This window comes from Acinetobacter sp. QJM3NY_42 (genome assembly GCF_056173745.1).
The window spans coordinates 1,369,679-1,389,413 of sequence record NZ_CM149689.1 but is presented as its reverse complement, the minus strand read 5'-3'; the positions used below and the strand labels follow the sequence as shown (position 1 = coordinate 1,389,413).

15 protein-coding genes are annotated in these 19,735 nt (G+C 41.6%); 6 read left to right on the top strand and 9 right to left on the bottom strand.

The genetic code is table 11. The annotated features are described in order from the left end of the window. Nucleotides 1–18 precede the first annotated feature (18 nt). Nucleotides 19–1,233 (top strand): amino acid aminotransferase, encoded by a 1,215-nt coding sequence (locus AC0VYT_RS06525; protein WP_005404101.1) that lies wholly within the window; start codon nucleotides 19–21, stop codon nucleotides 1,231–1,233. A gap of 75 nt (nucleotides 1,234–1,308) precedes the next feature. Here the strand turns inward: AC0VYT_RS06525 and AC0VYT_RS06520 are convergent, their stop codons facing one another. Then, nucleotides 1,309–2,418 carry an S-(hydroxymethyl)glutathione dehydrogenase/class III alcohol dehydrogenase gene (locus AC0VYT_RS06520; protein ID WP_005014406.1) on the bottom strand — a complete coding sequence of 370 codons (1,110 nt, stop codon included), beginning with the start codon at nucleotides 2,416–2,418 and terminating at the stop codon, nucleotides 1,309–1,311. Between the two features lie 139 nt (nucleotides 2,419–2,557). On the opposite strand from AC0VYT_RS06520, the gene AC0VYT_RS06515 reads away from it, so the two are divergent. Further along, on the top strand, nucleotides 2,558–4,111 hold the full coding sequence (locus AC0VYT_RS06515) for a phospholipase D family protein (RefSeq protein ID WP_005405002.1): 1,554 nt from the start codon (nucleotides 2,558–2,560) through the stop codon (nucleotides 4,109–4,111). A 97-nt stretch (nucleotides 4,112–4,208) separates the two neighbouring features. Continuing rightward, nucleotides 4,209–4,649 carry a hypothetical protein gene (locus AC0VYT_RS06510; protein ID WP_005014411.1) on the top strand — a complete coding sequence of 147 codons (441 nt, stop codon included), beginning with the start codon at nucleotides 4,209–4,211 and terminating at the stop codon, nucleotides 4,647–4,649. Nucleotides 4,650–4,723: 74 nt separating this feature from the next. On the opposite strand, the gene aspA is transcribed toward AC0VYT_RS06510, so the two are convergent. Next, a complete protein-coding gene (gene aspA, locus AC0VYT_RS06505) occupies nucleotides 4,724–6,178 on the bottom strand; it encodes an aspartate ammonia-lyase (RefSeq protein WP_005404103.1) in 1,455 nt (484 codons plus the stop codon). 432 nt (nucleotides 6,179–6,610) lie between these two features. Between aspA and putP the strand changes: the two genes are divergently transcribed. Continuing rightward, the gene (gene putP, locus AC0VYT_RS06500) at nucleotides 6,611–8,101 is read left to right on the top strand and encodes a sodium/proline symporter PutP (protein WP_005404104.1); all 1,491 of its coding nucleotides are present in this window, start codon (nucleotides 6,611–6,613) and stop codon (nucleotides 8,099–8,101) included. A 32-nt stretch (nucleotides 8,102–8,133) separates the two neighbouring features. Here the strand turns inward: putP and AC0VYT_RS06495 are convergent, their stop codons facing one another. After that, nucleotides 8,134–8,622: an Lrp/AsnC ligand binding domain-containing protein gene (locus AC0VYT_RS06495; protein WP_005014418.1), complete on the bottom strand. Its 489-nt coding sequence runs from the start codon at nucleotides 8,620–8,622 to the stop codon at nucleotides 8,134–8,136. A 136-nt stretch (nucleotides 8,623–8,758) separates the two neighbouring features. Here AC0VYT_RS06495 and putA point away from each other — a divergent pair, with 136 nt between their 5' ends. After that, entirely contained in the window at nucleotides 8,759–12,511 is a 3,753-nt protein-coding gene (gene putA, locus AC0VYT_RS06490) for a trifunctional transcriptional regulator/proline dehydrogenase/L-glutamate gamma-semialdehyde dehydrogenase (protein ID WP_005405000.1), read from the top strand. 81 nt (nucleotides 12,512–12,592) lie between these two features. Here the strand turns inward: putA and AC0VYT_RS06485 are convergent, their stop codons facing one another. From AC0VYT_RS06485 to AC0VYT_RS06465, 5 genes are all read right to left on the bottom strand, one after another. Beyond that, a complete protein-coding gene (locus tag AC0VYT_RS06485) occupies nucleotides 12,593–13,183 on the bottom strand; it encodes a uracil-DNA glycosylase family protein (protein WP_005404999.1) in 591 nt (196 codons plus the stop codon). A gap of 186 nt (nucleotides 13,184–13,369) precedes the next feature. Further along, entirely contained in the window at nucleotides 13,370–14,113 is a 744-nt protein-coding gene (locus AC0VYT_RS06480; protein ID WP_005025800.1) for an SDR family oxidoreductase, read from the bottom strand. Between the two features lie 12 nt (nucleotides 14,114–14,125). Then, nucleotides 14,126–14,824, bottom strand: coding sequence for a histidine phosphatase family protein (locus AC0VYT_RS06475; protein ID WP_005014429.1), 699 nt, complete (start codon nucleotides 14,822–14,824; stop codon nucleotides 14,126–14,128). After that, nucleotides 14,821–15,942: a phosphotransferase family protein gene (locus AC0VYT_RS06470; protein WP_005404109.1), complete on the bottom strand. Its 1,122-nt coding sequence runs from the start codon at nucleotides 15,940–15,942 to the stop codon at nucleotides 14,821–14,823. Before AC0VYT_RS06470 ends, AC0VYT_RS06475 begins: the two co-directional genes overlap by 4 nt. Nucleotides 15,943–15,962: 20 nt before the next feature. Further along, complete coding sequence (locus AC0VYT_RS06465; protein WP_005404110.1) at nucleotides 15,963–17,204, bottom strand: acyl-CoA dehydrogenase family protein; 1,242 nt, start codon at nucleotides 17,202–17,204, stop codon at nucleotides 15,963–15,965. A gap of 91 nt (nucleotides 17,205–17,295) precedes the next feature. On the opposite strand from AC0VYT_RS06465, the gene AC0VYT_RS06460 reads away from it, so the two are divergent. Next, nucleotides 17,296–18,216, top strand: a complete 921-nt coding sequence (locus AC0VYT_RS06460) for a LysR family transcriptional regulator (protein ID WP_005404111.1) — start codon at nucleotides 17,296–17,298, stop codon at nucleotides 18,214–18,216. Here AC0VYT_RS06460 and AC0VYT_RS06455 read toward each other — a convergent pair. Beyond that, nucleotides 18,213–19,685 (bottom strand): aminotransferase-like domain-containing protein, encoded by a 1,473-nt coding sequence (locus AC0VYT_RS06455; protein ID WP_005404112.1) that lies wholly within the window; start codon nucleotides 19,683–19,685, stop codon nucleotides 18,213–18,215. The genes AC0VYT_RS06460 and AC0VYT_RS06455 overlap by 4 nt on opposite strands. Nucleotides 19,686–19,735 lie beyond the last annotated feature (50 nt).

Here is a 19,735-nt window from a genome sequence, read left to right as displayed (position 1 = left end):
ACTTAAGGAAGTAATTGAATGTTTGAGCATGTAAATCCTTATCCGGGTGATCCGATTCTGTCTCTAATGGAAGAGTTCAATACGGATGCCCGTACAGACAAGGTAAACCTGAGTATTGGACTTTATTATAATGAAGACAGTATTGTGCCACAGCTCGAAGCCGTTAAAACAGCGTACAATCATATTGCCAAGCTGAACGATACGACCAAACTGTACCTGCCAATGGAAGGCTTCAAACCTTACCGTGAAGCCATTCAAAACTTGCTGTTTACTGAAAACAGTCCGGCTCGAGCTCAGGGACGTGTTGCTACAATTCAAACATTAGGCGGATCAGGCGCTCTTAAAGTGGGTGCAGATTTTCTTAAGAAATACTTTCCTGAGTCTGAAATCTGGGTAAGTAATCCAACTTGGGATAATCATGTAGCCATCTTCAATGGTGCAGGTATCAACACACATTACTATCCATATTTTGATGCTGAAACCCGTGGTGTGGACTTTGCGGGTATGCTAGATACCTTAAAGCAGCTGCCAGAACAAAGTATCGTATTATTGCATCCATGCTGTCATAACCCGACTGGCGCCGATCTTGTTCCTGTACAGTGGGATCAGGTGATTGAAGTATTAAAAACAGGAAACCTGATTCCGTTTTTGGACATCGCCTATCAGGGCTTTGGCCACGGCATGCAAGAAGATGCTTATCTGATCCGTGCACTGGATCAGGCAGGAATGAACTTTATTGTCAGCAATTCATTTTCCAAGATTTTCTCGCTATATGGTGAACGTGTTGGCGGACTTTCCTTTGTCTGTGACGACCAAGAAATAGCTCAGCGCGTTCTGGGCCAGTTAAAGGCTACTGTTCGCCGTATTTACTCTAGCCCCCCTACAACGGGTGCATTACTGGTTGAAAATGTGCTCAATGATGAAGAACTGCACTCCCTTTGGCTAACTGAAGTTGAAGGTATGCGTACCCGTATCCAGAAAATGCGTCAGATTCTAAAAGATGAATTAAGTCGCGCATTACCAGATCAAGACTTTAGCTACCTGGTAAACCAGAACGGTATGTTTAGTTATACCGGGTTGACTGCTGAACAGGTCGATCTGCTTAAGGAAAAATACGGTATTTATCTGGTTCGAAGCGGACGTATGTGTGTTGCAGGCCTGAACCAGAAAAATATTTATTATGTGGCTGAAGCAATGGCTGCTGTTTTGAAAAAGAGCTTAGTCACTGTTTAATTTCAAATAAATAAAAAACCGGGAAAGTTCCCGGTTTTTTATTTTTTAGATTATAAAGTTTAGGTTTGCCTAGAACTAAAAATGAATCACTGTACGGATAGATTTACCCTCATGCAGTAAATCAAAAGCTTCATTAATTTTACTCAAAGGTAAATTATGCGTGATGAATGGATCAATTTTAATTTCACCACGCATTGCCTGCTGTACCATACCTGGTAGCTGGGTACGGCCCTTGACGCCACCAAAAGCCGAACCACGCCATACCCGGCCTGTTACCAGCTGGAATGGACGGGTGCGTATTTCCTGACCGGCGCCGGCAACACCAATAATAACTGACTCGCCCCAGCCTTTATGGCAGCATTCCAGTGCAGCACGCATGATGTCTACGTTACCAATACATTCAAAGCTATAGTCAACCCCTCCATCAGTCATCTCAACAATGACTTCTTGGATAGGCTTGCTATAGTCTTTCGGATTGACAACATCAGTCGCGCCCATTTCCTGAGCCAATGCAAACTTGTCCGGATTAATATCAATTGCAATAATACGGCCAGCTTTGGCTTGCACTGCACCCTGAATAGCTGCCAGACCAATTGCACCTAAACCGAAAATCGCGACAGTCGCACCTTCTTCAACTTTTGCCGTATTATGCACTGCACCGATTCCTGTCGTTACACCACATCCGAGCAGGCACATTTTTTCAAGTGGGGCTTCCGGATCAATTTTAGCGAGAGAGATTTCTGCTACTACAGTGTATTCACTGAATGTAGACGTACCCATATAATGATAAATAGGCTCACCATTATAAGAAAAGCGGGTGGTACCATCCGGCATTAAGCCTTTACCTTGAGTTGCACGAACTGCCTGGCACAGGTTAGTTTTGCCTGAAGTACAGAATTTGCACTTGCCACATTCTGCAGTATAGAGCGGAATAACATGATCACCTGGCTTCACCGAAGTAACCCCTTCTCCGACCTCAACTACAATACCACCACCTTCATGCCCTAGAACCGCTGGAAAAACGCCTTCCGGATCTTCACCTGATAAAGTAAAAGCATCAGTATGGCATACACCAGTGTGTGTAATTTTAACCAGTACTTCACCAGCTTTTGGCGGAGCAACATCTATTTCAACAATTTCCAGGGGCTGACCTGGCCCAAATGCGACTGCTGCACGTGATTTCATTACATTTTCATCCTGTAATCTGTAAGGCTGACTGAAAAATTAATACCTAACAGTAACTCTAATACGCTAAAACATTCAAGTATTTACTCAGGCATGATGTTATCTTAAATGTGAAAGAGATACGTGACACATAATTAAAATGCAATTAGATAATCATCTGAAAGGTATAATTATTGGTATGACATTGACGGGTTTAACTGGCTGTGAGCTCCCTCCCAATATCTCGGAATATACGGAGCATAAACATACGCCTTCTCGCCCCTGGATTAATGATGATGCTAAAGACGAAAAAATCCGACAGGGACTCACTGCCTATTTGGCCATGGAAGATGCATTTAGTAGTATAGCATCACGTATCCACCTGATTCGTAATGCAAAAAATACTTTAGAATTACAGTATTATATCTGGAATAATGATTTTATTGGGCACCTGATGTTTGCTGAACTCCTAAGAGCAGCTGATCGTGGTGTAAAAATAAAGCTTTTAATTGATGATCAGAATGGTACACAGCTCGACCCGACCTTAAAAGTACTCAGTCTGCATCCAAATTTTGAAATTAAAATATTTAATCCTTACAAATACCGGCATTTGCGGGTATTGGACTATTTTTTTCGCATGAAATATGTCAATCAGCGTATGCATAATAAACTTATTATTGCTGATGGAGTCATGGCCGTAACAGGTGGACGGAATATTAGCCGCGAATACTTTGATGCGAGTCAGGAATTCCAGTTTACCGACATGGACATTCTGTTTTCTGGTAAAGCTGTTGAGCAGGCTAACCAAGTATTTGCAGAATTTTGGCTGCATGAATTGAGCTACTCATCACAACAGCTGCTCGGTTTCGGTACGGTTGACCAGTTAATTGCATTACGTAAAGAATATGACCTGATTGAAAATTCTCGCAACCCGACGGAAGAACGGATTTCTCAGGCTCAGGAACTGATTAACCAATATTTGCAGGAACGCCCGATCAACTGGGCCAAAGCATATTTTGTAGCAGACTCTCCCAAGAAAATTAAAGGACTAGCAACTGGCAATGAACTGATTTATAACCAGATGATTTCTATATTGGGTGAGCCTAAAAACCATCTTGAACTGGTTTCAGCTTATTTTGTACCTACAGAAATCGGCCAGAAGTACCTTTCTAATATTTCTAAAAATGGAATTAATGTCAGAATTCTAACCAATTCTCTGCCAGCCAATGATGTTGCTTTGGTCCATGCCTTTTACGGAAAGTACCGTAAAAGTCTGCTTGAACATGGTGTGCAGCTTTATGAATTTAAGCCTTATCAGGAGCGAAAGCGTCGTACTTGGTATGAAGTCGCCACCGGTAACGTAATACCCTCCAAAGGCAAGAACAGTTCCAGTTTGCATGCTAAATTTTTTGATGTAGACGGCAAGGTTTTTATTGGCTCATTCAATTTTGATCCACGTTCAGTTAATCTGAATACAGAAGTAGGCTTGGTGATTGAATCTGAAGCTTTACAAAAACAGATTACATTAAATCTCGACAAGCACCTTCCCCAGATTGCTTATAAGCTCAAATTAGATCAAAAAGGTAACATTGTCTGGTTAGAACAGAAAAAGGACGGCAAAGTGATAGAACATCAGAATGAACCCGGGACTAGCCGTTTCCAGCGCTTCATGATGGATACTGTCTCAAGACTGCCTATTGAATGGATGATGTAAGTCTGATTTTCAAAATTTGCATTTATATCCTGTAAAAGTTGTGCCTGACGACCTGATCTTTTAAGATGGCCACTTTTACAGTTCACATCTCCCCGTAATGCAATTTTTTGATTTAAGCCGGCAATTTAATTTAAATGATATTTTGACGCCCAAGAAAACTCTGGATGACTTAGGTGGACAGGAATGGTTCCTGAGCAAGATCCGTGTGGAATATGACTGCCTGGCTTCCGACAGTAATATTCTTGAAGGTCAGGCTATTTTAAAATCTAGTGAAAATATCCAGATTGAGCTAGAGTGGGTAATTGTCGATACAGGTTATGAGCTGCAAATACTTTTTAAAGGTATTGAAGACTATCGCAACGAACACGTTATAGTGACAGTTAAAGGTGCCCAGCTTGTAGAACTTTCTGGAGAACTAGTAACCAGCCAGGCTTTAGCATTATGGATTGAGGGGACTTTACTGATAAAGCTCCCTCATATTCGCCGTGAAATTAAAAGCCGGTTAAATCTATGGGACTACATAGAATATCAGGATTAACCTGATTAATATAAAAGGATAGCTGCGTGGGCTATCCTTTTGGATTTTAAAAATATTACTTTAGCCTAAATTATTTAGCTTACCTGGTCTAATGTTTGTGAAGCACTTCCGGACAATACTTCACTCACCAGATTTTCAAATGAGAAAATTTCTTCCAGCTGTTTTTCGGTCAGCAGTTTTTTCTCTAAAACTACGTCCTGAATTGTACGATTCTCAGCAATACACTGCTTACCAATTTCATCACACGCACCATGACCAAGAATCGGTTCAAGCAAGGTAATTATTCCAACACTGCGCATTACTGCTTCATAGCAGGTCTTTTCATTGGCATGAATGCCCTGTATACATTTTTCATCGAGTGTTTTTATGCCTTGGGTGAGTAGCCCGATTGATTCATTTAAGGCTTGCGCAATGACAGGCTCCATAACATTAAGCTGTAACTGGCCGGCCTCAGCAGCAAAGGTAATGGTTAAATCATTACCTATAACCTTAAAAGCAATCTGGTTAACCACCTCAGGAATCACAGGATTTACTTTAGCCGGCATAATAGATGAACCTGCCTGCATTTCAGGTAAACTGATTTCAGCTAGCCCGGTACGTGGTCCCGAACTTAATAAACGCAGGTCATTACAAATTTTTGATAGTTTGCACGCTAGACGTTTTAAGCTGCTCGACAGAATAATAAATACACCACAGTCACTGGTTGCTTCTACATAGTCTTCTGCTCCCGAAAGCGGCAGACCAGTAATTTCCTTTAAGCATTCTACCACTTTAGCCGCATAACCCTGTGGTGTATTTACACCAGTACCAATCGCTGTTGCACCCAGGTTAATTTCCAATAATAGCTGGCGCATTTTTTGAATTAAACGTACATCTTCTTTAAGCAGAGTAGCAAAAGCACGAAATTCCTGTCCTAGGGTCATAGGTACTGCATCTTGCAGTTGGGTACGTCCCATCTTTAAGACAAAACGAAATTCAGTTGCCTTATATTCAAGTGAAGTAATTAAACTTTTGACCTGCATAAATAGTTGATCTAAAGCATAGTAGGTCGCAACTCTTAAGGCGGTCGGATAGACATCATTCGTTGACTGTGATTTATTCACATGGTCATTGGGATGAATAATATAGTATGAGCCCTTGTCATGACCGGTCATTTCTAGCGCCAGATTGGCAATTACCTCATTAGTATTCATATTAATAGAAGTACCAGCGCCGCCCTGATAGACATCTAGCGGGAAATGTTTTTCCCAATTCTCTGGAGTATCAATTAGTTTTTGACATGCTGCCTGAATGGCCTGGCTCTGCTGTTCGGTAAGTTTTCCAAAAAACTGGTTAGCTTGTGCTGAAGCTTTTTTTACCTGAGCCAAAGCGCGGATGAAATGGTGCTGTTCACCTATTTTCTGCTGAGAGATCTGAAAGTTTTCTAAGGCTCTTAAAGTATGAATGCCATAGTAACTTGAAGAAAGCACCTCTTTGGTGCCTAATAAATCCTTTTCGGTGCGAAACCTGTTGTTTTGTCCAATATTCATTCCGTTAACTCTTAAATTGTGCACAATTATAGTGCAATAGAAGTATAATAGGAGTTGTTATAATTTTCACTACTTACAATATGAAACATTTGGAAAGTTTTTACTAATTTTTATCAAGTTCTGCAACTAATGTAACTTTTGACAGAAATTTGAACTTTTCTATTTGAAGCGCTATATAAAAGTTAAATTTTTTCACTATTTTACATTAATGCAAAATTATAGTTATGAGTTTAGAAATTAATCTTTATAAATCATTACAATAAATTTATTGTAACTAAAGTTACACAAAGTAACATTTTGCATGTAAAATTGTATTACAAATGTAACAGTACAAAAAATCACTTTTGTGCTTGAATCACAGCCTTTCCAGGTGAATCAGATATAATGCGCTATTTGCTGGAATGCACATATACAGCATAAGGACAGGCAGGCATGGAACAGTTTAACCCTACCCTCATCACATTTATATTTTATATCATCGCTATGGTAGGTATAGGTTTGTATGCCTATAAAGCCACAAGCGATTTTTCAGATTACATTCTCGGTGGTCGAAGCCTCGGCAGCTTCGTCACCGCTCTTTCAGCCGGTGCTTCAGATATGAGTGGCTGGCTGCTCATGGGCCTTCCAGGTGCAATCTACCTGTCTGGACTTTCTGAAGCATGGATTGCCATCGGCCTAATTATTGGTGCTTGGCTAAACTGGCTACTGGTTGCAGGTCGTCTGCGGGTACATACCGAAGTCCAGCATAACGCTTTAACTCTTCCAGATTATTTCACTAGCCGTTTTGCAGACCACAAGAAAATCCTGCGGATTACATCAGCAATGATTATTTTGATTTTCTTCGCAATCTACTGTGCTTCAGGTATGGTTGCAGGGGCACGTCTATTTGAAAGTATTTTCGGAATGTCTTACCAGACTGCTCTATGGATCAGTGCTATTGCAACTATCAGTTATGTATGTATTGGCGGATTTCTGGCTATTAGCTGGACTGATACATTCCAGGCTGGCCTGATGATTTTTGCTTTACTACTAACACCCGTAATTACATTTTTAAGTATTGGCGACACTACTCAAGTTATGACACTGCTGGAAACTGCTCGACCTGCTGCATTCGACATGTTCTCCAATTTGAGTATAGTGGCTATTTTATCTCTCATGGCTTGGGGTCTGGGTTATTTTGGCCAGCCGCATATCCTTGTACGTTTTATGGCAGCAGATTCAGTCAAGTCAATTCCGGCTGCACGTCGTATCGGCATGACCTGGATGATTCTATGTTTAGGCGGTGCAGTTGGAGCAGGTTTTTTTGGTATTCCCTACTTTGCACAGCACCCTGAACTTGCAGGTGCAGTGACTCAGAATCCAGAAACTGTATTTATGGAATTAACCAAGATCCTTTTTAATCCTTGGATAGCAGGTATTATTCTTGCTGCGATTTTAGCAGCTGTGATGAGTACATTAAGCTGCCAGTTATTGGTATGTTCAAGTACTTTGACTGAAGACTTTTATAAGACTTTCCTACGCAAAAATGCTTCCCAGAAGGAACTGGTTTGGGTAGGCCGCCTTATGGTTCTGGCAATTGCAGTGTTGGCGATTATTCTTGCAGGTAATCCAGAGAGCAAGGTTTTAGGTTTAGTTTCTTATGCATGGGCAGGTTTTGGTGCTGCATTTGGTCCACTCATTATTCTGTCCCTGTTCTGGAAGCGCATGACCCTAAATGGTGCTTTAGCCGGAATGATCACAGGTGCAGTGGTAGTAATTTTATGGAAAAACCTGTTTGCTGAAACTGGTATCTATGAAATTATTCCTGGTTTCATTTTGGCATGGGCAGTGATCATACTGGTCAGCCTGATGGGTAAAGTGCCAGGTCGCGAGGTAACTGATCGTTTTGAAGAAGCTGACCGTCTGTATCATGAGCAGAAATAAACCGGATATCCATATCTAAAACAAAGGGGCTTTTAAGCCCCTTTATTTTTAACTGCTGTTTTACTTTTAAGCTTTAATCGGGTTGTGGTTTTGAGCTCTTCCATCACCGGATAACTGCGTGTTTCCTTTACGCCTGGCAGTTGCCAGAGCACCTGTCCTGCCATTTTACGAAATTCTTCCATATTGGCACTGCGCACCTTAAGCAGAAAGTCGAATCCTCCACTCATTAAATGGCATTCAGAAATTTCCGGATAGTCCAGAATTGCCTCTTCAAACTCTTCAAGAGCATTTGGGGTTGTCTTGTCCAGCATCACCTCGACAAAAACAACAAAGCCGGCATCCAGCTTGTTTGGGTTAAGTTTAGCTTCATAACCAAGTATATATCCTTCCTTGGTAAGCTTTTGTACCCGTGAAATTACAGCTGTGGGAGAGAGGTTAACTAACTCAGCCAGTTTACTGTTGGCAATACGTCCATCACACTGTAATAGTTCAAGTATTTTGAAATCTGTACGATCCAGCATAATTTCCTGTCTTCCATGAATAATTCACTAAATTATGAACTATTTTTAGTGAGTTATTCGCTATTTATTTTGTAATTATAAAATTATCTAAAGTGACTGATCATCACAGTTTTTAATATTGTCATCGGATACTGACATGAATGTAATGGATACATACAGCGCTCGGGAAAATGCCCAGCCACACTTCGGCTACATCACTGCTTTCAAGGAAAAAAGTAATTTTGAAGAACAGATTAATACTGCCTGGCGCCGTGCGGAGCCTGAAGCGGTAGAAGAGCTATTACAGGCAGCTGAGCTTTCTGCAGAGCTGGACCAGAAAATTCATGAACTGGCTTTTAATCTGGCACACAGTTTACGTGACCGTAAATCAGGTTCGGGTAAGGCTGGAATTGTACAGGGACTTTTACAGGAATTTTCTTTATCTTCGCAAGAAGGTATTGCACTGATGTGTCTGGCTGAAGCTCTTCTTCGTATTCCAGATACAGCTACCCGGGATCTGCTCATCCGTGACAAGATTAATCAGGGCAACTGGAAAGAACATTTGGGCCAAAGCAACCTGATGTTTGTAAATGCGGCAGCTTGGGGGCTAATGCTGACCGGTAAACTGATGGAAACACCAACCCGTACCAGCCTGTCAAGCATCCTGACAGGTATTCTGGCACGTAGCGGGCGTGGCATTATTCGTAAAGCTGTTGATGTTGCCATGCGTATGATGGGCGAGCAGTTTGTAACAGGTGAAACCATTGGTGAAGCACTGAATAATGCGAAATCACTTGAAGATAAAGGTTTCCGCTATTCTTATGACATGCTGGGCGAGGCTGCCCTCACAGCTGAAGATGCTGAACGCTATTATGATGATTACAGCCAGGCCATTCATGCAATCGGTCAGGCTTCTAAAGACAAAGATGTATATGATGGCCCGGGTATCTCAATCAAGCTTTCCGCCCTGCATCCGCGTTATCAACGTGCTCAGGTTATCCGAGTACATGAAGAGCTTTATCCTAAGATTCTCAAATTAGCCGAGCTGGCCAAAGGCTATAATATTGGCCTGAATATTGATGCTGAAGAAACCGAACGTCTGGAACTGTCTCTAGAACTATTAGAACGTCTATGTTTCGAGCCATCTCTGGCCCAATGGAAAGGTATTGGCTTTGTTATTCAGGCTTACCAAAAACGCTGCTTCAATCTGGTCGATTATCTGGTTGATCTGGCAAAACGTTCTGAAAAACGTTTGATGATCCGTCTGGTTAAAGGTGCTTACTGGGATAGTGAGATTAAAAAAGCCCAGATTGAAGGTATGTCGGACTATCCGGTATTTACTCAAAAAGTCCATACTGACCTGTCTTATATTGCATGTGCGAAGAAACTTCTCGCCGCACCTGAACAGATTTATCCGCAGTTTGCCACACACAATGCGCAAACACTGGCAACGATTTACCAACTGGCTAAACCGGAACAATATTATCCGGGTCAGTATGAATTCCAGTGTCTGCATGGTATGGGTGAGCCGTTATATGAGCAGGTAGTAGGTTCACGTCAGGACAAAAAACTGGGCATTCCATGCCGTATTTATGCGCCTGTCGGCAGCCATGAAACTCTTTTGGCCTATCTGGTACGTCGCCTGCTCGAAAATGGCGCCAACACTTCATTTGTAAACCGTATTGCTGACAAGAATCTGAGCATCGAAAGCCTGATCCGCAATCCTGTTCAGGAAATTAGAGAGACTGCAGCCTTTACCGGAAAACTGGGACAGAAACATCCTTCCATTCCTTTCCCTCAAGATTTGTATGGCAATCTGCGCCACAACTCTAAAGGCCTGGATTTGGCAAATGACCAGGTATTGAAAGCTCTAAATGATGCAGCAACCCGTTTTCATGATCAAACCTGGTCTAGCCAGCCTATGCTGGGACAGGAAATTGATTCCAGCCTGGAACGTAGTCTGGTCACGGTATTAAATCCATCTTCTCATCAGGATATTGTGGGTTATGTACATGAAGCGGAAGCTCAAGATGTAGAACTGGCACTGACTCTGGCACAAAAAGCTGAATCAGACTGGGCAAATACCACACCGGACCAGCGAGCAGGTATGCTGAAAAAAGCAGCTGACTTGATGGAAGAACGTATTCAGGAGTTACTGGTTCTTCTTTCTCGTGAAAGCGGTAAAACCTATGCAAATGGTCTTGCCGAAGTTCGTGAAGCGGTAGATTTCCTGCGTTATTATGCTACTCAAATGGAGTCAATTGCGGCTCAGAGTATAGTCACACCGTTGGGTACCGTTTTATGTATCAGTCCATGGAACTTCCCGCTGGCAATTTTCAGTGGACAAATCGCTGCGGCACTGGTGGCCGGTAATTGTGTAGTTGCAAAACCGGCAGAGCAAACTCCTCTCATTGCTGCTCTTGCCGTTGAACTGCTATGGGAAGCTGGTATTCCTCATAGCGTGCTGCAGCTTATGCCAGGCCGTGGTGAAACTGTAGGGGCATTACTTAGCCAGGATGCACGTATCCAGGGCATCATGTTCACCGGCTCAACTGAAGTTGCCAAGATTCTGCAAAAAACCGTATCAGGTCGTGTAACCCGTCATGGTCAGCCAGTGGTATTCATTGCTGAAACAGGCGGTCAGAATGCGATGATTGTGGACTCCTCTGCCCTAACTGAACAAGTGGTGCTCGATGTTTTGAGCTCAGCCTTTGACAGTGCCGGCCAACGCTGTTCCGCACTACGTATTTTATGTGTGCAGGAAGATAATGCAAAACCGCTTTTACATATGCTAAAAGGTGGCATGCAGCAGTTACGGGTTGGCAATCCGGTTTATCTGAATACAGATATCGGACCGGTAATTGATCAGGAAGCAAAAACCAATATAGAAAATCACATCCAGAAAATGCAGAAACAAGGTTACCCGGTATACCAGTTTGCGCATAATCCGGAGCAAAACCAGTTTAAAGATGGGACTTTTATTCTTCCAACACTTATTGAGTTACCAAACCTTAATGAACTCAAACGTGAAGTCTTTGGACCGGTATTGCATGTAATTACCTACAAACAGGGCCAGCTTGCGCAGTTACTTGATGCCATTCATGCTAAAGGCTATGGCTTGACTATGGGTTTACATACACGCATTGATGAAACAGTTCAAACGGTTATTCAACATGCAGAAGTAGGCAACCTTTACATTAACCGTAATATTGTAGGTGCCGTGGTAGGTGTACAGCCTTTTGGCGGAGAAGGTTTATCTGGTACAGGGCCAAAAGCGGGTGGTCCGCTCTATCTATACCGCTTGATGCAAAATTGTCAGCCTAAAAAACTGGAACAGCCGTTTGCAGTACAGACAGTGAACCATACAAGTGCTAATCCGTTATATGTCGATTTTCTGGCTTGGGTAAAACAGAATCTGCCACAATATACTTTGGGCCAAGAGCAAAGCTTCTTTGCAGGGAAAGTATTTGAATTGCAGGGACCAACCGGGGAATCAAACCAGTATGCTGTGTTACCACGTAAAAGAACTTTAAGTCTGGCAGAGAGTGAGCAGGAACAGATTGCTCAACTTATTGCAATTTTCTCGGTAGGCAGTCAACCAGTTTTACTTAAAGGTAATAACTTCTATCAAAAACATGCAGCCAGGTTACCTGAAGTTATACGTCAGCAATTCCACATCATTGAAAATATTCAAACTGGTGATTTTGATGCCGTGTTACATCATGGTAGTCAAAACCAACTTATGAATCTGCAGAAACAGATCGCACAGCGCGAAGGTGCAATTGTTGGAATTACTCACTTAGAGCCGCAACAGTTACAGATTCCGGTTGAGCGTTTAGTTATTGAACGTGCAATCAGTATTAATACTGCTGCTGCAGGTGGTAATGCCAGCCTGATGACGCTGGTATAAGCTGGCTATAAAAATCTAACAAAAATGCGGTCTATATAGGCCGCTTTTTTAATATGGATCCTTTTGAAATGATCAGATTCATTAAATCAGGCCAATTTCCTGAAAAAAGTTCCCATATAATTCCGCTTTTTTTTCAAGAGCTAATGGATATGCGCGTGATGAAGATGGCATACGGTATAGATTCAGGTCTCTGCCCATAAAATGGGTATGGCTCGGCATAGCAATAGTGGGTTTTTCAGTTCCTTCAGGTAAAAGGGAAATTAGTGTTTCTGTTGCTTTATCTCCTGTGGTCATTAGAGTATGACATTCAGGAATCGGCATAAGCAGCTCTTCAAGCTTGACTGTAGTCACGATTTGCAAGAATTTATCTGAAGCATTGCCCTTTAGACGAATTACTTTTTCCGCAACATCATAAATGGCTATACCTTTATCTACCAGAAACTCGCAAATTAAAGTTTCATTAAAACTTTTTTTATCCATATCAAGAAAATAGTTTTTATTTTCAAAAAAAATAAGACCGAAGATTCGCCACATATCATTTTGAAAGTTCGGATAGTAAAACTCCATTTTCCAGCGCTCACGCGATGGTGGAAAACTTCCTAACATCAACAGCTTTGCATTTTCTGGTAAAAAAGGTGTAAAAGGATGAGTTTTAATCTGGTTTTCAAGCATACTGACTAATTTCCTGAATCACGTGTGCACTTTGATTTTTTGGTCTTCAAAATCTAATCTTTATAAAAATTACTTTAGTTTCAGATATAGTTCCATGCATACTTTGTTCAGGCTGTTAATTTCGGTAAACAGTACCTACATTTCTTTTTAATTCTGTTCAAAAAAAGACTCCGGAGAGTCTTGGTACTAGCTAAGTTTATTCACCAGTTTTAAAGGCAATATCTTCATTGCGATACCCATGGGTAACCATGGCCATTTTGGAACATAAGCTTTAACGGGCTCTCTTTCAATGGCTTCGACGAGTGCTTTGCTACCGGTTTTTTCATCCACTTCAAATGGAAGTTTTTTAGCCCCTTCATTCAGTTCGGTTCGAATATAACCAGGGAAAATTGTTGAAACCTTGATGGGAGTATTTAAAAGTTCAGCACGGATTCCTTCTGCCAGATGCGCTACAGCCGCTTTACTGGCAGCATAGGTAGAAAGGTGCTTTGGCAAGCCACGCATAGCACTCATGGATGAGATTACGACAAGATGACCGGCATTTTGTGCACGGAAAATTTCCACAGCTGCTTCACACTGGGCTAAAGCAGAAATAAAGTTAGTTTCTGCTGTAGCACGGTTAACTTCAAAATTTCCCTTACCAATACGGCGGCCTTCACCCACTCCTGCATTTACAATAATTCGATCAATTTTTCCGAACTCTTGCTTAAACGCCTTAAATACTTCAAAAACTTCATTGTAATGCGTTACATCCAGAGTTTTTGCAATAACTCTAATACCGTATTGAACCTCCAGCTCCTGCTTCAGCTGCTCCAAGCGCTCCATCCGTCGCGCACAAATTGCGAGATTATAGCCTTTTTGTGCAAATTCGCGTGCCATACCCGCGCCTAACCCAGAACTGGCGCCAGTAATTAAGATTGTTTTAGCCATGGTTTATTCCTTTTATATCCATGTAAGTAATTCAGGGTGAGTAGCCTTGATAAAATGATGTTCATTTAGGCTGAGCAATTGTGGCTCATTACCTACCAGACGCATAGTAGTTAGACTGGTATTGGCGATTGCCCAGTTAAGCGCAAAAGTCCGGTCAGGATTAAGCTCCAGAAGTTTGCCGACTGCTACCGATATAACCCCTCCTGAAGTGAAAACAATTGCATAACGTGGTTTAGATTTTTCTAGCTCATTACACAGGTTTACGAGTGCTGTTTCTACACGTTGCTTGAAGTGAGGCCATGATTCATCATATTCATGATGATAATCACCTCCTGTCCAACGCTGAATGGCACCTTCGAAGATTTTAGCCAGGTAAGCGCGTGGATTGCTTTCTTTGGCAACATCCTGCTTGAGCAGTGCAGGCTCATTAAAACGGGGTTCATAGCGAGAGAAAACCTGCTGATGGTTAAACTCATTCCATTCGCTCAATGTCTGGACCGGAACTTCAGGAAAGTATTCTGCAAGTGCCAGTTGAGCGGTCTGCTGATGACGCCGCATGCTTCCTGCTACTACATAAGGTTCATCTTTTAGAATCTTATTGAAGTACTGACCTAGAAGTTTAGCCTGCAGTTCTCCATTAGGAGATAGCTGGTCATAACTAGTGGCGCCAAACGAAGCCTGACCATGTCTAACCAGATATATTGTAGTCATTTTTTCAGGATCTCCTGCAACTTATGTACATATTTCTGGGCCAGCGGGTTTTCATGAATTTTCTGCTGAGCAATCAGTTTCAATGCACGTACATGCAAGGCCTGAATTATGATCCAGAAGTTTTTAAAGGCTGGATTTCGAGTTTGCCTATGAAAATAACGATAATAAATCTGTTGGGCAATGACCGCTAAACGAAAAATACCGAATACCTCATAAAAGGTCCAGTTATCAGGTTTCAGGCCAGTTTTATCCAGATAATATTCAACCACTTGTTTGCGGCTAAACATACCCGGTAAATGAGTTGGTTGACGTCGGGTAGAACGGAAGATCATATTATCAGTTGGTTCTACCCAGTAAGCCAAGGCGCTGCCCAGATCCATTAATGGATCACCCAAGGTGGCCATTTCCCAGTCTAAAACACCAATAACTTGTGTGGGCTGCTGCGGACTCAACACTACATTGTCAAAACGCCAGTCGTTATGAATTAAGCAGGTCTCTGAATCCTCTGGTATGTTATCCAGCAGCCATTTTCGGACATACTTAAAAGAAGGTACATTGATGGTTCTGGCCTTTTCATAGCGTTTGTCCCAACCTTCTACCTGACGCCGGCAATAGCCTTCGCCTTTACCAAGTTTTTCCAGCTCAGTTCCCTGATAAGGTACTTGATGTAATTCAATGAGCTTATCAATGACATTAATACATAGCTCATGTACTTGTGCTTCACCCAACTGAAGCTCTGGCGGCAGTTTGGCACGTGGAATAATACCCTCTATACGCTTCATCACGTAAAAGTCGCAACCGATGACAGACTCATCCTCACAAAGAGCAACCATTTCTGGTACTACCGGATAATAAGGTGCCAGATTTTTCTGTACTGTATATTCACGAACCATATCATGTGCAGATTTGGCTTTAGTCCCTTTAGGTGGACGACGTAGTATCAGATCCAGATTTTCATACTTCAAACGGTAAGTCCAATTTGAAGCCCCTCCCGAATACTGAGTTACTTCAACCTTACCCTGCAGATCAATACCCTGCTGTTTTAGCCATTGTTCTACAGCTTCAATATCTAGTTCTTCGCCTTTTTTGATCTGTCCACCAACATCAATTACCGTCATTTATTCTATTCCTGGAATTTTTAAGCTTTTCTTCGGGTACTATAACCACGTTTTGCCAGTTCTAGTTTGGCAATCATACCCTTATGTACTTCATCAGGGCCATCTGCCAGACGCAGACTGCGTGCCTGTGCAAAGAAACCTGTTAATACCGTATCACGTGACATACCGGCACCACCGTGAATCTGGATAGCCATATCTACAACTTTCTCAAGTACGCTAGGCGCCACCACTTTAATTGCAGAAATCTCTGTTAAAGCTGCCATATTTCCTAAAGTATCCATTTTGTAGGCAGCATACAAGGTTAAAAGTCGGGCCTGATCAATAGCTACACGTGCTTCTGCAATCCGCTCGAGATTGCCTCCCAGTTTTAGAATTTCCTTACCAAATGCAGTTCTTGACATACCACGCTCAATCATTAAATCTAATGATTTTTCCGCAGCTCCAATACATCGCATGCAATGATGTATACGCCCTGGTCCCAAACGTCCCTGGGCAATTTCAAACCCTTGACCTGCCCCGCCAATAAAATGACTGAGTGGTACTCGTACATTGTTAAAGCTGATTTCACCATGTCCATGCGGAGCATCATAATCACCAAAAACAGGTAACATACGCTCAATAGTCACGCCTGCTGTATCAATGGGTACTAAAACCATAGAATGCTGGTGATGCCGGTCTTTACTCTCATCTGGCGTATGGGCCATAAAAATAATAACTTTAGCATTTGGATCCCCTAAACCTGATGACCACCATTTACGGCCATTAAGTACAATCTCATCACCTTCAATGACTGCTGTTGCCTGCATATTGGTAGCATCACTAGAAGCCACAGCAGGTTCAGTCATACAAAATACTGACCGGATTTCGCCTGCCAGCAATGGACTGAGCCACTGCTGCTTTTGCTCTTCACTACCATAACGCCAGAGTAGCTCCATGTTGCCACTATCTGGCGCATTACAGTTAAATACAGTAGGCGCCAGCAGACTACGGCCGGTCAGTTCAGCTATATGAGCATACTCCTGTACAGAAAGCCCTGCACCAAGCTCAGCATCTGGTAAAAACATATTCCACAGGCCAGCAGCCTTAGCTTTTTCTTTTAATACCGTCAACTGTTCAGGCCATTGCCAGCTCTTCCAGTTTCCATCGGGATTAAGTTGATGTACTTCTTCCCAGAATACTTTTTCTACAGGTTCGATTTCTGTTTCTATAAATTTACGGGTACGTTGAACAAAATCTTGTGCACGTGAAGAGAGCTCAAACATTTTTTATCCTTAGAAATCATCTTATTTTCTATTTACATTACCATAGCCTGAAACTTAATATGAACCAAATGATTTTATTCAATACTCAAATATGCATGAAATTCATAAAGAAAACTATCTCGACATTGCCATTTTTCATCATATGGATATCAATTTATATCCTCTTTTCATTGCAGTTTATGAGCAAAAAAGTATCTCCAAGGCAGCCCAAGTTCTATGCATCAGCCAGTCTGCAGCAAGCCATGCCTTGCAACGGTTACGATTACATTTAAAAAATGAACTGTTTATACGTAGCGGAGCGAGGATGCGGCCTACTCCTTTTGCCGAACAAATCTATTTACCTGTCAAACATGCCTTACTGGCGCTTCAGGGAATTTCAGTCCTTCAGCATCAAAATTTTGATGTCGGCATGGTTCACAATTTAAAGATCGCTATTCACGATGAAATCGAGCCATTAATTTTCCCCAAACTGATTCATCATTTTCAGAAGCTGAACAGTGATATTGAATTTTTGAGCAGTAAACTTGACCGAAAAATGATTATTAGTGATCTTGCTACACAACAAACGGATTTTGTCATTGATCTCGAACAGGATTTTGGACAAAAACTTTGCAATGAAAGGCTGGTTGAAGACCGCTTTGTAGTGTGTACACAGCTACCTGAAATGTCTAAAGAGTTATACTTTTCGGCCCAGCATATTGGTGTGTCATCACGGCGTAGTGGTGTATTGCTGGAAGATATTTATTTAAACCGTCAGGAACTGGTCCGTAAAATTTTTCTGCGCTGCCAGCATTATTCTACTGCCTTACAGGTTTTGGAACAGAGTGATCAGTTCATATTAACTATTCCAAAAAATATATTAGACAATCTTCACTACTCAAAACAGGTGCAGGTATATGAGTTACCTTTTGAACTGCCAGCCTTAAATCTGGCAATGTATTGGCATAAAGATCTAGATAAAAATATAAGACATCAGTTTTTAAGGAATGAAATTTTTAATCTATTTTCCTAGGGAACAATAATATTATTCACTCGCTTCAGTTCTGTCGTAATCAGGCTATGCAGTTGTAGCATACATGACTTAATTTCTGTCGGGTTCAGTGAGCTGAACCCCAGTACAAAACCATAGCTCGGATGCTGTGCATAAAACTGACTTAAACGAGTCAAACTAATATTCTTGAGTGCTGCCGCCTGGACAAGACTTTCCTCAAGTTCATCAGGTAAATTTTCTTTAAAGTAACAGGCAACCTGCATTGCAGGCGAATGCTCATGGATAAAACAAAATTCACTTAAATACTGATGAAAATAAAAAATAAAGGCTTCATAACGCTCGTGATAGATCCGCTGCATTTGAGTAAGGTATTCAGCGTAATAACCCCGCTGCATAAATTTCCCAAGAATGGTTTGAAAATACTGGGAAGGTGCACTGCCATCTATATAGTTCCGATAACGAGTAAAGGCATCTACCAGTGCATTGGGCAAAATCATGTAAGACATACGCAGGCTTGGTAATATATATTTGCTAAAAGACCCGATATAAATAGTGCGCTGACAGGAATCCAGACCCAGTATTGCGTCATTTTCTGATCTATTTAAAAGTAGGGCATCATAATCATCTTCAATAATAAAACTATTTTGCTGCCGGGCGTATGCCACAATTTCTTTTTTGCGCTGCATACTCATTTGTATTCCAGTTGGATACTGGCTTGCCGGTGTCACATAAATAGCTTTAATATCAGTAAAATGATGGCAGTGCTCAATCATTAAACCTTGGGCATCAATATCACAATAGTGTATATTTAGCCCCATCATTTTAAAAAGATGACTGGCATTGGAATAGTAAGGATTTTCCATGATTACCCGGTCATTAGGGTGAAATAATACTCGTCCGCATAAATATAATGCCTGCTGTGTACTATTTACGATCAGTATATTTTCTGGTTGTACCCGGCTATGACGCTGTGTATTAACCAGATTGGCGATTTCTTGTCTGAGTAATGGAAGACCTTGAGTATTATCTTTTAAAAAGATATTTAGTCCGTTCTGCTCTAAAGCCAGTTTTTCGGTGTCATACCATTTTTTAAACGGAAAATTTCGTACCTCTGGCATACCATCTGCGAAAAAATCCAGATTTTGATCAAAAAATAGAGTCTCCAGTTGAATCAATTGTTCAGGCAAGCTGAAGTTGCTTTCTTCCTGAATAGTACGTGGAATTTGAGAAGGAATACTAAAAGTCCCTTTACCCTTGACCCGATATACTAGTTTTTCGTTTTCTAAAAGTTCGTACGCTTTTTCAATAGTATCCCGTGAAATCCCCAAACTTTCAGAAAGGAAGCGGCTAGAGGGAAACTTAAATTCCTGAATATAATCTGATTCCTGTAAAAAATTCTTAATGGCCTGAAAGACTTTAAGAGTAAGCCGCCTTTCGGAGCTATGTTTGAGCCCATTTTTAACGCGCTGGAAAAACTCATTATTATTCATTAGCCACCTGAAACAAGCCCCAGATTTACTGAGGCTACTATTTTATAATG

Excerpts from the sequence above, each read along its gene's own strand:
- AC0VYT_RS06525 (WP_005404101.1), top strand. The coding sequence starts at position 19 with ATGTTTGAGCATGTAAATCCTTATCCGGGTGATCCGATTCTGTCTCTA.
- AC0VYT_RS06520 (WP_005014406.1), bottom strand. The coding sequence starts at position 2,418 with ATGAAATCACGTGCAGCAGTCGCATTTGGGCCAGGTCAGCCCCTGGAA.
- AC0VYT_RS06515 (WP_005405002.1), top strand. The coding sequence starts at position 2,558 with ATGCAATTAGATAATCATCTGAAAGGTATAATTATTGGTATGACATTG.
- AC0VYT_RS06510 (WP_005014411.1), top strand. The coding sequence starts at position 4,209 with ATGCAATTTTTTGATTTAAGCCGGCAATTTAATTTAAATGATATTTTG.
- aspA (WP_005404103.1), bottom strand. The coding sequence starts at position 6,178 with ATGAATATTGGACAAAACAACAGGTTTCGCACCGAAAAGGATTTATTA.
- putP (WP_005404104.1), top strand. The coding sequence starts at position 6,611 with ATGGAACAGTTTAACCCTACCCTCATCACATTTATATTTTATATCATC.
- AC0VYT_RS06495 (WP_005014418.1), bottom strand. The coding sequence starts at position 8,622 with ATGCTGGATCGTACAGATTTCAAAATACTTGAACTATTACAGTGTGAT.
- putA (WP_005405000.1), top strand. The coding sequence starts at position 8,759 with ATGAATGTAATGGATACATACAGCGCTCGGGAAAATGCCCAGCCACAC.
- AC0VYT_RS06485 (WP_005404999.1), bottom strand. The coding sequence starts at position 13,183 with ATGCTTGAAAACCAGATTAAAACTCATCCTTTTACACCTTTTTTACCA.
- AC0VYT_RS06480 (WP_005025800.1), bottom strand. The coding sequence starts at position 14,113 with ATGGCTAAAACAATCTTAATTACTGGCGCCAGTTCTGGGTTAGGCGCG.
- AC0VYT_RS06475 (WP_005014429.1), bottom strand. The coding sequence starts at position 14,824 with ATGACTACAATATATCTGGTTAGACATGGTCAGGCTTCGTTTGGCGCC.
- AC0VYT_RS06470 (WP_005404109.1), bottom strand. The coding sequence starts at position 15,942 with ATGACGGTAATTGATGTTGGTGGACAGATCAAAAAAGGCGAAGAACTA.
- AC0VYT_RS06465 (WP_005404110.1), bottom strand. The coding sequence starts at position 17,204 with ATGTTTGAGCTCTCTTCACGTGCACAAGATTTTGTTCAACGTACCCGT.
- AC0VYT_RS06460 (WP_005404111.1), top strand. The coding sequence starts at position 17,296 with ATGCATGAAATTCATAAAGAAAACTATCTCGACATTGCCATTTTTCAT.
- AC0VYT_RS06455 (WP_005404112.1), bottom strand. The coding sequence starts at position 19,685 with ATGAATAATAATGAGTTTTTCCAGCGCGTTAAAAATGGGCTCAAACAT.